The organism is Paenibacillus chitinolyticus NBRC 15660, assembly GCF_000739915.1.
GTDB classification, from domain to species: Bacteria; Bacillota; Bacilli; order Paenibacillales; family NBRC-103111; genus Paenibacillus_F; species Paenibacillus_F chitinolyticus.
In genome coordinates this window covers 354654-368282 of the sequence record NZ_BBJT01000003.1, presented here as the reverse complement: position 1 = coordinate 368282, position 13629 = coordinate 354654, and the positions used below count along the sequence as shown (strand labels likewise).

Sequence of the window (13629 nt, the reverse complement as noted above, 5' to 3'; positions counted from 1 at the left end):
ATACGATAATATTAGATAAAAGCGCTCAATACTTTTAATTACTAGTATTGACAGCGGTTTTTTATTTTACCATGCATACTTAACAAAATCAAACTTATTTTAAGCCGTCAGGATATCTGGCGGCTTTTTGGTTTTTCAGGGATCTGATGAAAGACGGAAGCCCGCTCAGGTGACGATTTTGTAAGCCGGCAACGTGTGTTTTGCAAGGGAAATCGATGGGTCATCTCTCCTTATCGCCTTAAACTGGTTCTATCAGCGGAAATGATAATCCCGGAGGAGACTGGATGAGGATGAACCTAGGAGCTATAACCAAACTTACGAGAAGCGAGAAAGTGCGAATGAGAATAGGGGCGCGAACCCTGCTTGCGGCGGCCGCGGCACTTCTTATTGCGGTGCCGGTACCCGCCAAAGCGGCGGGGAGCGTTTCCGGTAAGCCGGATACGACCGCGCGGATCGACGCTTACATGGAAGCGGCCATGAACAGGCTGCATATCCCCGGCGCGGCGCTTGGCATCGTGAAGGAGGGCGGCGATACGTTCTATCTTCAGGGCTACGGCACGAGCGGTCCAAGCGGAGCAAAAACGACCCCGCAAACCGCTTTCGTGCTGGGATCGACAAGCAAATCGATAACGGCTGCGGCCGTGATGCAGCTTGCGGAGGAAGGGAAGATCGATCTGGAGGCGCCGGTACGTCGCTATTTGCCGGACTTCAGAACGGCTGACCCCGAGCGGTCCGACCGGATACGGGTAAAGGATCTGCTTTACCAGACGAGCGGGTTTTCGAAATACGACGGTGTGGCCGCTCTGACGCAGGGGGATTCGACAATCGGAGCCCATATCGGCGGTTTAAATAAAATTTCGCTTGTCCGGGATCCCGGAACCGGTTTCGAATATTCGAACTTGAATTACAACGTACTGGGCGGCCTGGTGGAGAAAGTATCGGGAACGTCCTATACAGCTTATGTAAAAGACCACCTTTTCGAACCGCTCGAAATGAAGAGCAGCTTCAGTTCGCCGGAAGAGGCGGGCGGGGCGGACATGGCGGACATGGCGGCGGGGTATCAATCGGTTTTCGGCTTCAAAGTTCCGACTCGGCAGCTTGCGCATACGGGCACGGTGCCTTCAGGCTATCTGATTTCCACGGCGGAAGATATGACCCATTATCTCAGCGCGCAGATGAACGGGGGCCGTTACAAAGAGAAATCGGTCTGGAGCGAAAAGAGCAACGCGGCGCTTCACGAACCGGAAGCTTCCATGGGCGGCGGTGCTTCCTACGCGATGGGATGGACGGTCAAAAACGGGGTTCTTTTTCATGACGGAGCGACCGAAAACACGTATTCGTTTATGGTTATTCACGGAGACACGGGCATTATTCTGCTTCTCAACACGATGGATTATCTCGTGCCTTACGATCAGATCGTGATGGGGATATACGGGATTCTGCAGGGAGAAGACGCCCCCGTCGAGTCGCTGCCGAACTACATCCGGACGTATGCGCTGGCCGATATGGCGCTCACCGCCGTGCTTGTGCTTGCCGTCCGCAGTTTTTACAGCCTGTTCCGGAGGAAAAAACGCGTAAAGCCGACGGCCGGCCGCATCGCGCTCAGCGCAGCGGGAATTGCGGGGATTCACCTGCTGCTTCCGGCTTGCATCCTGCTGCTGCCCAAGCTGCTTCATGCGCCTTGGCCGGTCTTGATGGTTTTCCTGCCGGGGCTGTCGCAGGGGCTGTATTTTATGGCGATCCTGCTGGTTTGTACCGGTTTGCTTAAGACCGCCGCTGTTGTCCGGGCGATTCGGACGAGAAAAACGGCGCTGTAACCGACATCGGTCCCGGATTGATTTCCCGGACGAAGCCGCTCTCTTTCCGCTCCGCGCGTTAGACGCTTCAACCCGGCATTTTTTGGGGTAAGCATGGGTAGCGAAAAAGCAGCGGAAGGATGATGAGCATGAATTCGGCACGCTTACAGCGTATCCGGCGCGAAGAAAAGGCGTATCACGAGCAGTATTTTGAAGAGCACGATTTGTATGAGAAAGACAGTTGGCTGGAAGAGCCGGATGAACGGGTTCTGGAGTATTTAGAGATGCTTCAGGACGGGAAACCTCTGCGGATGCTTGATCTGGGATGCGGGGTCGGACGGAATTCCATTCCGCTGGCCCGGAAGCTCCAGCCGACAGGCGGAAAAGTCGTTTGCGTGGATCTGCTGGACAAAGCGCTTGAGCAGCTTGAAGCAAACGGCGGCAAGTACGGCGTGAAAGAGGTTATCGAAACCGGACGGGCGGACATCAGCGAATACGAGGTGCCGGGGAACACGTTCGATTATATCCTCGCGGCATCCAGTCTTGAGCATGTCCGTTCCGAATCCGCCTTGGATAAGGTGCTGGCAGGACTTGCGGCGGGGACCAAGGACGGGGGCATCAACTTCATTCTCATGAATACGAACATAAGAGAAGTGGACGCGGAAACCGGCGAAGGGCGCGAAACGCTAATCGAGCTGATTTTGACGAAAGAGCAGGCGCTCGAAAAACTCCGGCAGGCATACGCCGGGTGGGAGGAGCTTGAGGTATCCCATAAGCCGCTGGATATCGAAATCAACCGGGGCGAAACGCCGGTCATAATGAAAACGGACTGTTTGAGCTATGCGGTCCGAAAGCGGGAAGCCGGGCGTTAATCGGTTGCGGAATTATAGAATACGACAGAGCCGTCGGATAGACGGATAAACGAAGAACCGCAGAGAAACTGCGGTTCTTTTGTTTTTTCGCTGAGAATAATTTTCAATTAGGGATTGAAAACGGAACGGAGACCCTCTATACTAATTATGAAAATGATAATCATTATCAATGAAATGAGACCAGTCATAATCAAATTACATAGATGGAGGGATGTGTGACGGATGAGCACATTTATAGTCGTTTACGCAAGTTTAACGGGCAATACGGAGGAAATGGCGGACGCTGTGGTGGAAGGGATCAAACAGGCCGGCGCAGCGGTGACGGTCAAGGACATTCTGGATGCCCGCGCGGCTGAACTGGAAGCCTACGACGGTATCGTGCTCGGAGCTTACACATGGGGAGACGGAGAGCTGCCCGACGAGTTTCTGGACTTTTACGAAGAGATGGATGAGCTGAAGCTGAACGGCAAAATCGGGGCGGTATTCGGCTCCTGTGATTCCAGCTACGCTCAGTACGGAGCGGCCGTCGATCTGTTGACGGAGAAGCTTCAATCCCTCGGCTGCGCGATGCAGGAGGGGCTGAAAATCGAGCTCTGTCCGTCGGCTCCCGAACGCGAAGCGTGCAGAGAATTCGGACGGCAGGCGGTACTCCGCCTCCAGGGGGCCCTGTGAGCGGCGCGCCGGCGGCAAGCCGGATGGAGGACGGCCGGCTGGAGCAGTTTATCCGCTGCCCCGGCTGCTTTTACTCCGGCGGTAACTGTCAGGAGAGCGAGCCGTGGCGCGAGAGCGCGAGAACGTCGGCCGACCGGATCATCCGCGAGTTTTACGGCATTGACGCTTCCCGGCGGACGGCGGACATTATCCTGGAGAGGCTGGAAATGTACCTGATCGGTCCGGAAGAGTCGGGGCTTGTCATGGAAGATTATTTGCGCATGAAGAAGAATCTGGCGAAATATTTGATTCTCGCCCTGTTTCAGGAAGAGAAGACGGACCCTCCTTTGTTCCTCTTCGAGACGCTGTCGGTACAGGTCGAAGAACTGGACCTGGAGCTCGTCATGCACCTGCATGTAGGCGAATGGGCAAACGGGTCCTATACGCTGAAGCGGTACTATCTTGACGAGGACTGGTCCGTCGTGAAGGCGTATCTTCAGCTGTCGCTCGTTTTCGCCTACAAGGCGTTCGGCAGGCTGCCGGGCCAGATCGAAGCGTACAACCTGCTCACCGGCGAAGCTTACCGGATCCGGCCCAAATCGGACGATCTGCAGGCTTCGATGGATTTTCTGCGGCTGACGGATACGCTTATGCGTGAGCACAAGCGCGGCCGGATTATGCTCGCATAGCCGGACCCGGCAATTCCTCATGAGCATGAGCGGTTTTCCTTTTCTCCTTACACGGTACGGAATCTTGCAGCTTATTTATAAAAACATCCGGCCCACCCGTCGCCTGACTGGAAAGAGATGTGATAAACTATCTTTATCGAAAGTTTATTTTTCAGAAAACAGGATGATTGGAGATCGCCATGATTATCGCCGAACGACCCTTTAACGTGAACGGGTTATCGTATACGATCCGGTCAGCAGCCCTCCGAGATGCGGAGCAGTTGTCCCGGCTAAGAGTGCAAATCGACGGAGAAACCGAAAATATGGACCGGGAACAGGGGGAGGCGTTCATCGACACGCCCGGCTTTGAGCGGCTGATTCAAGCGGATTCGGACAGCCCGAGAAACTTGTTTCTGGTCGCGGCCGTGGAGGACCGGATTGTCGCCTTTTCCAGATGCGAAGGAAATCAGCTGATCCGCTTCTCCCACAAAGTCGAATTCGGGGTAGGCGTGCTCAAGGAGTTCTGGGGGCGCGGCATCGGAAAAAATCTATTAAAGACATCCATCGATTGGGCCGATTCCAACGGGATCAAGAAAATGACCCTGACGGTGCTGGAAACGAACGAGAAAGCGGCACAGCTCTATCGTAAGCTTGGTTTTGAAATCGAAGGGGTCCTGAAAAAGGACAAAATTCTTTCGGACGGCAGCTATTACAACACCCTCATGATGGGGAGATTTAACGAATAATACTTTTTTGCGGCGCAGGATGGGGACCGGGACCTCATCCTGTTTTTTCTGTCCCATACAGCGACCACATTATCCGCGAACTCGTGGAAAGCAAGAGCATGAAGGGACTGGAGTCCTTTTTCCGTAATGGGGCAAGAATTTCTTGAATGGAACGAGATTTGCAAAAACCTCTTTACACGTTGGGAAAGTCAAAGGTAAGTTTAGAGAAAGACCTTTCAATCAAACGGGGGAGTGATGGAAGTGGAAGTGAAGCAAGCGGGAAAAATAGATATCGCCCGGTACGACAAGAACTTACAAACGGATACAATGGCCGATGAGGCAGCCGTGTGGCATGATCCGCGCCGGGCTCCGTTTACGGTTACGGGGTTTCCGTGGCTGAAGACGGAAGGCCGGTACCGGAGACTGCCCGTACGTCCGGACCGCAAGCTGCCCGAGGCGGTCGACCGGCTCGCGGATTGCACGGCGGGCGGGCAGATCCGCTTTAGTAGCGATACGGCGCAGTTGTCCGTCCGCGTCCGGCTCGGCGGTCATGCCGCCATGCCTCATATGACGGCACTGGGCCAGTGCGGGTTCGACTGCTACATCGGGGAACCGGGCAATCAGCGATATGTTGCAACCGCTTCCTTTAAGCCGGGAGACAGCGAGTACACGTCCCGGCTCTACCGGTTCGGGGAGAAGCGGATGCGGCATATCACGCTGAATTTCCCTCTCTACCAAGGGGTCGAGGAGGTCTGGATCGGAACGGACGAGGATGCCCGTGTAGCGGAACCGCTTCCCTATGAAAGTCCGGGCAGGATAATCATCTACGGCACCTCGATTACCCAGGGCGGCTGCGCGAACCGGCCGGGCATGAGCTATCCGGGCATTTTGAGCCGGCAAATCAACCGGGAGTTTATCAATCTCGGTTTTTCGGGCAGCGGCAAAGGCGAGCCGGAAGTAGCCGAGGTCATCCGCGAGATCGGGAATCCCGCTCTGCTGGTCCTCGATTATGAGGCCAACACGGGCGAGCCGGAGAGTATCCGGGCCACACTGCCGGTTTTTATCGATTTGTACCGGGAAAAGCACCCCGAAGTTCCGATTCTCGTTCTCTCCTGCATCGAGTTCGCCGCTGCCGGGTTTGACCCGGCTGTCCGCAAGAAGCTGGACGACCGGCGGGTTATACAGCGACAGACCGTAGAAGACCGGATCGCGAAGGGAGACTCGTTCATCACGTTCTTCGACGGATCGGCGCTTCTCGGGGAAGACGGGGACGAGTGTACGGTGGACGGGATTCACCCGACCGATCTCGGTTTTAAACGGATGGCGGACGGACTTCTCCAGGTATTTAACCGATGCTTGCAGGCAGAGTGAGACAGCGGATGTTCATATCGAGCCGACTCGGCAACCGTTCGCTTCGTCCGCTTGCTTTGCTGAGAAGTTCGCTCCTCCTGGGGGCGCTGGCCGCCGCTTCCGCAGGTTGTGAACATTCGCCGGAGACGGCCGGAGGCGGATTTATTCCGACCGGTTCCGCATCTCCCGCCGATTCCATCTCGATTGTGACGAACGCGATCGGGATGAGCTTTCCCCAGGGGCTGGACGAGAATAACAATCCTTATCTGCGCTATATTGAAAAAAACACCGGACTGAACATTAAGGTGACCCTGCCGCCGCAGGATGTGTATCCCGAAAAGCTGAACGTCATCATGGCTTCGGGCAACACGCCGGATCTTATTAATTATTCCGATAAAGTATGGATGAACGATAACGCCAGACAGAACAAACTGATGCCGCTGGACGAGCTGATCGACCGCTACGGCAAAGACCTCAAGGAGAAGATTCCGAAAGAAGCCTGGGATCAGGTCACCGTCGACGGCAAAATTTACGCGGTTCCGAGTCTGAACGAAGTGAAAGGGCTGGAGCTGATGTACGTGCGCAAAGACTGGCTGGACCGTCTCGGACTCGCTCCGCCCGTCACCTTGGACGATTACTACAAAGTGATCCGCGCTTTTACGCTGGACGACCCGGACGGCAACGGGATTAACGACACGATCGGGCTGACGTTCGGCGAGTCTCTGGTCCGTTCCGCGCCTTTCTTCGGAGCGTTCGGCGTGCAGCTCGATCAGTGGGCGGACCGCTACGGGGAGCTTGCTTACACGAGTACGCTGCCGGAGACGAAAGAAGCGCTCGCTTTTCTGCGCAAGCTGTACCGCGAAAAGCTGCTGGACCCCGAGTTTCCGCTGAACCGCAATCCAAGCATGATGGACAAAATCAAGAACGGCAAGGTCGGCCTGTTCTCCGCCGCTTGGTACGATACGCGGGGGCCGATTGCCGCCAATATGCAGAAAGACCCCCGCGCCGTCTGGATTCCGCTGGAATTCCCCAGGGGTCCGGAAGGGCACAGCGGCGTCTACGCGACCAACCTCGTCCGTTCGTATAACGTGATTCCGGTAGGGAGTGCCAATCCCGAGGGCGTAATCCGGTACTTAAATTTCATTGCGGGCGACGGCTACAAGACACTTAAACTGGGTTTCGAAAACGAAATTTGGTCGATGCAGAACGGGAAGATGGTGATCAACTTCGAGGAACACAACAAGCATTTGTATCGTGGCATCTATCAGGCGATGGAGGATGTTCAAGACAAAGAGACCTCGAAAATACGGCTCGATGCTCTGGGCGATTTTCATTTATACGACAACTTAAAGCGAATTGAAGGCCATCTCATCCCGAACGCCTTCTACGGCTCGCCGACCCCGTCGATGAGCAAATACTACAACATCAAGGGGAAAGAACTCATGGAGCATTTCGTTCGTATCATTGTGGGCGTCGAGCCTTTGGACTCGTTCGAAATGGCTGTGGAACGGTGGAGGAAAGAAGGCGGAGATGACATGACCCGGGAAGTGAACGAGTGGTATAAGAAGCAGGGCATCCCGCAGGGTGCGCGATGAGGAAGACGCTGCGATGGTTGCGGGACAAGTTTCAGCGGAATATACAAGTCCGGCTGACCTGCTACTTTCTGCTCATTCTGCTGCCGCTCGTGCTGGTGAGTCTCTTCGCCAATGAGCGTTCCCAGCAGATTCTCGTCGAGCAGGCTGCGGAAAGATCACGGCTGGCTTTGAATTCCGCGATGGACTACATCGATTTGACGCTGCAGAGCGTCGAGGAGCTGTCGACACTGATCTCGACGGACTCAGAGCTGATCGGCACTTTGTCGCGCAACGGCAGGGAGCTGACTCCCCGATACGTGATGGACTTTTCGCAAATGATGAAGCAGTTGGCTAACATGAACTCCATCAATCACATTGCCGCCCAGATTTCCATTTACCATTATCCGTCCACCAGGATGTTTTCCACGAATTACGGCCCGAGAGACCTGGATAAGAGCCAGCAGGAGTTTATGCACAGCATGACGCTCCGAAACGGCACGGGTATCCTGTATATGCTGCCCGGCGAAATCATATACGGGAGCACCACCTTCGGAGAGTTGATGAATTCGGACAGCGTGACCCTGGTCCGCTCGATGGACCTGTACAACCCTCTGCGGGAGCAGAACGTACTGCTTGTCACACTGAACAAAACGCGGCTGCTCAATCTCATCAAGCCGCTGCTTCCTTCACCACAGACTAAGATCTATCTGACCAACGCCAACAACAACCTGATCGCGGGGATCAGCCAGGAAGGGGAGACCCGGGACAAATACCTGCCCTCCGAACCGGACATGCTGTCGGTCACGATTACATCCAACACGTCCAATTGGAAGCTGACGATGATGCAGCCGAAGAGCGAGTTATACAGCAAAACGGAGCAGGTCAAGCTGTATACGTACGGCATTATTACGATCAGTATTTTGCTCGCGCTATGGATTTCCTGGATCGTCTACACGGGCATCGCATCGCCGCTTCAGAAGCTCTCGCACGGGATCAAGCGGCTCGGCAGCGGCAAGCTGAGCATCCAGCTGGAAAACAGGCGCAGGGACGAATTCGGTTATTTGACGGAAGCGTTCAACCAGATGGCTCAGCAGCAGAAGCATCTGATCGAGGATCATTACGAGCAGGAGCTGAGGCTGGCCAAGACGGAGCTGAAATTTTTGCAGTCGCAGATCAATCCCCATTTCCTGTACAATACGCTTGATTCCATCTACTGGACGGCCAAAAACTACGAGGCGGACGAAATCAGTGAAATGGTTCTGAATTTGTCGCGGTTTTTCCGGCTCAGCCTGAACAAAGGCCGCGAAGTTTTTTCGGTGGAAGAAAGCTTTGCGCACCTGCATTACTATATCCGGATTCAGCAGATCCGGTTTCTCGAAAACTTCGAGGTGCAGTACCGGATAGAAGAGGCGACGAAAGGGGTCCCGCTTCTCAAGCTGCTGCTCCAGCCGCTGGTGGAGAACGCCATTCTCCACGGTATGGACGGTAAAGAAGACGGGGGCCGCCTCGTTGTTTCCTCCCGGCTGGAGGAAGGGTTTCTTGTGTTGGAAGTGAAGGACAACGGAAGCGGCATCCCGCAGGAGCGGCTGGCCTATATCCAGGAGGAGCTGGGCAAGCTGCACAGGCGCAAGGGTAAGCTATACTCGCTGGATGAGGAAGGCGTGGACGATCTGTTCGGGCTCAGGAACGTCGTGTCCCGGATCAAGCTGTATTACGGCGGAAGCGCGGAGCTCAGCATCGACAGCGCGGAAGGCGGAGGCACCTGCACGGCGCTTAAACTTCCCCTGGTCCGCTGCAGAGAAGATTTCAGTCCCGGTGCGGACAGCATGATCGACTACAAGGAGGAGACGGGAACATGAATGTAATGATCGTCGAGGATGAAGTGCGTCTGCGCACTTCGCTCGTAAACAATATTCCGTGGGAAGAGAACGGAATCGAAGTGATTGCCCAGGCGGCGAGCGGGACGGAAGCGCTGTTTCTGTTCGAGCGGAAAAAGCCGGACATCGTGCTGCTCGATGTCCAGATGCCGGAGATGGACGGGCTTACGCTGGCCCGCAAGCTGCGCGAGAAGGATGCCTTCGTGAAGATGATTATTCTCAGCGGGCACGACAATTTCGGCTTCGCCCAGAAAGCGATCGAAGCCGGTGTTTCCCAGTACCTGCTTAAGCCCGCAGGGGACGGGGAAATTCTGGAGGCGGTTCTGAGCGCGGCCGAACAGCTCCGGCAGGAACTGGAGCGCTGGCACAGCCAGGCGGAGCTCCAGGAGAAATGGTCGGAGCATCTGCCTCAGCTGCAGAGCGCGTTTTTCCAAAACCTGATCGGCGGCAAGTACGCCCTCTGGGAAATCCGCAAGATCAGCAGGGACTATCTGCTCGATCTGGATGAAAGCATGCAGTACGCCGTAGCCGTAGCCGACGTCGATCCGCTCGGCCCCGGGGAGCCCCGCTACAAAAGCGGGGACATGCCGCTGCTGCGCTTCTCGCTGCAGTGTGTCGCCCGCGAATTTCTCCAGCCGCATTCGTGCTGGGTGAATACGGACGCAAGCGGGTACACGCTGGTGCTCTTCGCCATGCCGGCGGACGATTCGCCCAACGACGTGATGCTACGCGTGCATGCCGCGGTCGTGAAGCTGCTCTCCCAGGCCAAGGAATGCCTGAAGGTCACCTGCAGCGCGGGGATCAGCGGAGGGACCGGCGGCCTCACGGAGATCAGCAAGCTGTACGCTCAGGCGTACCAGGCGCTGCAGGACCGCATCGTGTACGGTGCCGACATCGCGGTTCCGTACCGGGACAAGCCGGCGGCCGGCTCATCGGTGCCGCTTTCTCCGGGCCTGGAGAAGACGCTGGAGATCGCGCTTGAAACCGGCGACGAGGACAAGGCCATGGATACCCTCTCGGAGCTGTGGGATCAGGCGATGGAAGGAACGGAGACCGCTGCGGGCATGCACGAAGCGCTGATGTACTGGACGAGCCTTATGATCCGGCTCATTCATAAGCAGGGCTGGAGCGTGCGGGATGTCGCGAAGGACGACTATCCGTACTACCGGGACGTCACGATGCTGAGCACGAAGCAGCAGATCCGTGCCTGGCTGGAGCGTTCCGTGCTCCATTACACGGCCTATCTGCAGGAACAGCGCAAAACGACGAGCCACGGGGTCGTGAAAACGATCCTTTCTATAGTCGAGAAGGAGATCGAAAGCGACATCACCCTCCACAGCGTGGCGGACCGGCTTTATGTCAATTCCTCGTACTTGAGCCGTCTGTTTAAGCAGGAAATGGGTGTCGCGTTTTCCACGTACGTATTGGAACGGAAAATGGACCGCGCCAAGGCGGCGCTGCTGGAAGGCGCCAAGGTGTACGATGCGGCCAGACTGGTCGGCTACCGGGACGTCAGCTATTTTACGAAAGTGTTCCGCAAATATTGGGGCGTTACTCCGGGCGAAATGAAGCCGTAACACGCAGGGGAGCTGCCGGGGCATCGCAGGCGGAACCTCAGTGACATGCTTGTTTACCCGCACTCTCAGCAAACTTTAATCTTGTGTTCAGCTTCGTTTAAGGCCGCCCTGTTATCTTGATGAAAACGTCGTACTACAGGGAGCTGCCGAAGATGAATACCCTCCTTCATGCGGATAGAAAAAAACGGGCATGGAACGAGTTGATTCCCGCAAAGGAACGAAAGCGGGTTTATGCCGCTGCGCTGCTCACCGGTGTCCTCGTGCTGGCGGGTATGCTGTACTTGCTCCAACAGTCCGGCTACCATACACGCGGTTTTAAAGGAATCTTTAAAAATTACGGCTCGCTGGCCAGACTTGTTCTTTTCTTCGTTCTGGCGAACTATGTTCTGCTTCACGCTTTTATATAAGCATTTGGATTGAAAAAGGTTGCCCGGCTTCGGCCGGACGGCCTTTTTTTTGTTTGCCTGTTTAGCCGGCCTCTAACGGCTTGGGAAGCATCAGCCCGCCATGAAAGTACCACAAATAGTAATGAGTGTCCTCTACTACGGATTTCGCGCAGGTTCTACACTTAGTACTATACAAAAGCGAAAGCGCATAAGGGGGGATTCGATGAGACAGCCTGCTTCTGAAGTAAACGTCTCCCGGTCGAAACAAAGTTATTCCAGGCAATTGGGGTCGGATATCCGCAAGGATTGGGATTTATATCTGCTGCTCGTGCCGGGTATCTTGTTTGTTTTACTGTTCAAATACACGCCGATGTACGGCCTCGTCATCGCGTTCAAGGATTTCAATATTTTCGACGGAATGGCGGCCAGCCCGTGGGTAGGACTCGAGCATTTCAAAAAACTGTTTACCTCGCAGGAGTTCGGCGGTGTTTTCGTCAACACGCTCATTATTTCTCTGTTGAAAATCGTCATCCTGTTTCCGCTTCCCATTGTCGTCGCCATTCTGATGAACGAAATGAAAAACATGCTGTTCAAGCGCACCATCCAAACGGTCATTTACCTGCCGCACTTTCTGTCTTGGGTCATCGTCAGCGGAATTTTCATCGACCTGCTGTCCACAAACGGCGGGCTTGTCAACAAAGTGCTGATGAGCCTCGGGCTGGAACAGATCGCCTTCTTCATGGACAGCAGCGTATTCCGCAGCGTCCTTATCACGTCGGCCGGCTGGAAGGAAACCGGATGGGGCATTATCGTGTACCTTGCCGCCTTCTCTACGATCGATCCCCAGCTTTACGAAGCCGCCAAAATGGACGGCGCCGGGCGTCTGAAGCAGATCTGGCACATTACGCTGCCCGGAATTTTGCCGACGATCCTGCTGATGTTCATCCTCCGGCTGGGCTCCGTTCTCGAAGCGGGCACGGAACAAATTCTCGTAATGTACAACCCGACGGTTTACAACGTTTCCGACGTGATCGGCACGTTCGTGTACAGGATGGGTCTGGGCAACCAGGATTACAGCTTTACGACCGCCGTCGGACTTTTCGAATCGGTGATCGCCTTCTCGCTTGTCATCACCGGCAATTATTTGAGCCGCAGATATTTGCAGCGCGGAATCTGGTAGAGAGGAAGAGACACATATGAATACAGACGCAGCCCTGCCTGCCGTAAAGCCGCACAAACGGAGAAAACCCCAGACGACCTGGTCCGAGAAGCTGTTCCATCTGATCAATTACACCCTATTTATCCTGTTCGGACTGGCCACGCTGCTACCGTTCCTTAACCTGATTTCCAAATCGCTAAGCGATGAATCCGCTGTCATATCCGGGCAGGTGAGCCTGTTTCCGGTCGGCTTTCAGCTAAGCACTTACGCCTATGTGCTGCAGGATCAGATGTTCCTGAATTCGTTTAAAATATCCATCACAATCACAGTCGTCGGCACCCTGCTCAGTCTTTTTCTGACCACGATTACGGCATATCCGCTTTCGAAAACAAGGCTGCGGGGCCGGAAATGGCTGCTGCTGGTGTTCATCTTCACGATGCTGTTCAGCGGCGGACTCATTCCGATGTACCTGCTCATGCAGAACTTGAATCTGGTCAACACGCTGCCCGCTCTTTTCCTGCCGGCTATGGTGAACGTGTATAACATGCTCATCATCAAAAACTATTTCGAAGGGCTGCCCGAAAGCCTCGAGGAATCGGCAAAAATGGACGGGGCCAGCAACCTGCGCATTTTGTTCAGCATCATGCTTCCGCTTTCTCTGCCGGTTCTGGCTACGATTGCGCTGTTCTTCGCGGTGTATTTCTGGAACGATTATTTTGCCGCCATGATTTACATTACGAATCCGAGTTTGAAGCCGATGCAGCTGTTCCTGAAAGAACTGCTCATTTCGTCCACCGGCGATTTTCTGCGGAATAACAATCTGGATTCTTCCATGAATACGACCCCGCAGTCGATTCAAGCGGCCTCGATTCTGCTGGCTACGCTGCCGATTCTGCTCGTTTATCCGTTTCTGCAGAAATATTTCGTGAAAGGCGTTCTGGTCGGTTCCGTCAAAGGCTAACACGACACTCCATCCTGAAAGGCGGTGAGGCCC

Annotated in this window: 12 protein-coding genes; all 12 read left to right on the top strand. The window is 55.0% G+C overall.

What is annotated here, in order from left to right; all coding sequences use genetic code 11:
• The first annotated feature begins 284 nt into the window (after positions 1-284).
• The 12 genes from PCH01S_RS06870 (at position 285) to PCH01S_RS06815 (ending at position 13596) form a co-directional block, all read left to right on the top strand.
• Positions 285-1817 (top strand): serine hydrolase domain-containing protein, encoded by a 1533-nt coding sequence (locus PCH01S_RS06870; RefSeq protein WP_241688860.1) that lies wholly within the window; start codon positions 285-287, stop codon positions 1815-1817.
• 128 nt (positions 1818-1945) lie between these two features.
• Complete coding sequence (locus PCH01S_RS06865) at positions 1946-2668, top strand: class I SAM-dependent methyltransferase (RefSeq protein ID WP_042227942.1); 723 nt, start codon at positions 1946-1948, stop codon at positions 2666-2668.
• A gap of 222 nt (positions 2669-2890) precedes the next feature.
• Positions 2891-3340 (top strand): flavodoxin, encoded by a 450-nt coding sequence (locus PCH01S_RS06860; RefSeq protein WP_042227940.1) that lies wholly within the window; start codon positions 2891-2893, stop codon positions 3338-3340.
• Positions 3337-4008 carry a hypothetical protein gene (locus tag PCH01S_RS06855; protein WP_042227937.1) on the top strand — a complete coding sequence of 224 codons (672 nt, stop codon included), beginning with the start codon at positions 3337-3339 and terminating at the stop codon, positions 4006-4008. Before PCH01S_RS06860 ends, PCH01S_RS06855 begins: the two co-directional genes overlap by 4 nt.
• Positions 4009-4187: 179 nt before the next feature.
• Entirely contained in the window at positions 4188-4733 is a 546-nt protein-coding gene (locus tag PCH01S_RS06850; protein WP_042227935.1) for a GNAT family N-acetyltransferase, read from the top strand.
• A gap of 234 nt (positions 4734-4967) precedes the next feature.
• Positions 4968-6083 (top strand): SGNH/GDSL hydrolase family protein, encoded by a 1116-nt coding sequence (locus PCH01S_RS06845; RefSeq protein ID WP_042227934.1) that lies wholly within the window; start codon positions 4968-4970, stop codon positions 6081-6083.
• A gap of 8 nt (positions 6084-6091) precedes the next feature.
• On the top strand, positions 6092-7657 hold the full coding sequence (locus PCH01S_RS06840) for an extracellular solute-binding protein (RefSeq protein WP_042227933.1): 1566 nt from the start codon (positions 6092-6094) through the stop codon (positions 7655-7657).
• Positions 7654-9495 carry a cache domain-containing sensor histidine kinase gene (locus PCH01S_RS06835; protein WP_042227932.1) on the top strand — a complete coding sequence of 614 codons (1842 nt, stop codon included), beginning with the start codon at positions 7654-7656 and terminating at the stop codon, positions 9493-9495. Before PCH01S_RS06840 ends, PCH01S_RS06835 begins: the two co-directional genes overlap by 4 nt.
• A complete protein-coding gene (locus PCH01S_RS06830) occupies positions 9492-11090 on the top strand; it encodes a response regulator transcription factor (RefSeq protein WP_042227930.1) in 1599 nt (532 codons plus the stop codon). Before PCH01S_RS06835 ends, PCH01S_RS06830 begins: the two co-directional genes overlap by 4 nt.
• Before the next feature lie 152 nt (positions 11091-11242).
• Positions 11243-11497, top strand: coding sequence for a hypothetical protein (locus tag PCH01S_RS06825; protein ID WP_042227929.1), 255 nt, complete (start codon positions 11243-11245; stop codon positions 11495-11497).
• A 202-nt stretch (positions 11498-11699) separates the two neighbouring features.
• The gene (locus PCH01S_RS06820; protein ID WP_042227927.1) at positions 11700-12656 is read left to right on the top strand and encodes an ABC transporter permease; all 957 of its coding nucleotides are present in this window, start codon (positions 11700-11702) and stop codon (positions 12654-12656) included.
• 16 nt (positions 12657-12672) lie between these two features.
• The gene (locus PCH01S_RS06815; RefSeq protein WP_042227925.1) at positions 12673-13596 is read left to right on the top strand and encodes a carbohydrate ABC transporter permease; all 924 of its coding nucleotides are present in this window, start codon (positions 12673-12675) and stop codon (positions 13594-13596) included.
• Positions 13597-13629: the final 33 nt, after the last annotated feature.

Bases quoted from the DNA above. Each gene is read 5' to 3' on its own strand.
- PCH01S_RS06870 (WP_241688860.1), top strand. From the start codon at position 285: ATGAGGATGAACCTAGGAGCTATAACCAAACTTACGAGAAGCGAGAAA.
- PCH01S_RS06865 (WP_042227942.1), top strand. From the start codon at position 1,946: ATGAATTCGGCACGCTTACAGCGTATCCGGCGCGAAGAAAAGGCGTAT.
- PCH01S_RS06860 (WP_042227940.1), top strand. From the start codon at position 2,891: ATGAGCACATTTATAGTCGTTTACGCAAGTTTAACGGGCAATACGGAG.
- PCH01S_RS06850 (WP_042227935.1), top strand. From the start codon at position 4,188: ATGATTATCGCCGAACGACCCTTTAACGTGAACGGGTTATCGTATACG.
- PCH01S_RS06845 (WP_042227934.1), top strand. From the start codon at position 4,968: ATGGAAGTGGAAGTGAAGCAAGCGGGAAAAATAGATATCGCCCGGTAC.
- PCH01S_RS06840 (WP_042227933.1), top strand. From the start codon at position 6,092: ATGTTCATATCGAGCCGACTCGGCAACCGTTCGCTTCGTCCGCTTGCT.
- PCH01S_RS06835 (WP_042227932.1), top strand. From the start codon at position 7,654: ATGAGGAAGACGCTGCGATGGTTGCGGGACAAGTTTCAGCGGAATATA.
- PCH01S_RS06830 (WP_042227930.1), top strand. From the start codon at position 9,492: ATGAATGTAATGATCGTCGAGGATGAAGTGCGTCTGCGCACTTCGCTC.
- PCH01S_RS06825 (WP_042227929.1), top strand. From the start codon at position 11,243: ATGAATACCCTCCTTCATGCGGATAGAAAAAAACGGGCATGGAACGAG.
- PCH01S_RS06820 (WP_042227927.1), top strand. From the start codon at position 11,700: ATGAGACAGCCTGCTTCTGAAGTAAACGTCTCCCGGTCGAAACAAAGT.
- PCH01S_RS06815 (WP_042227925.1), top strand. From the start codon at position 12,673: ATGAATACAGACGCAGCCCTGCCTGCCGTAAAGCCGCACAAACGGAGA.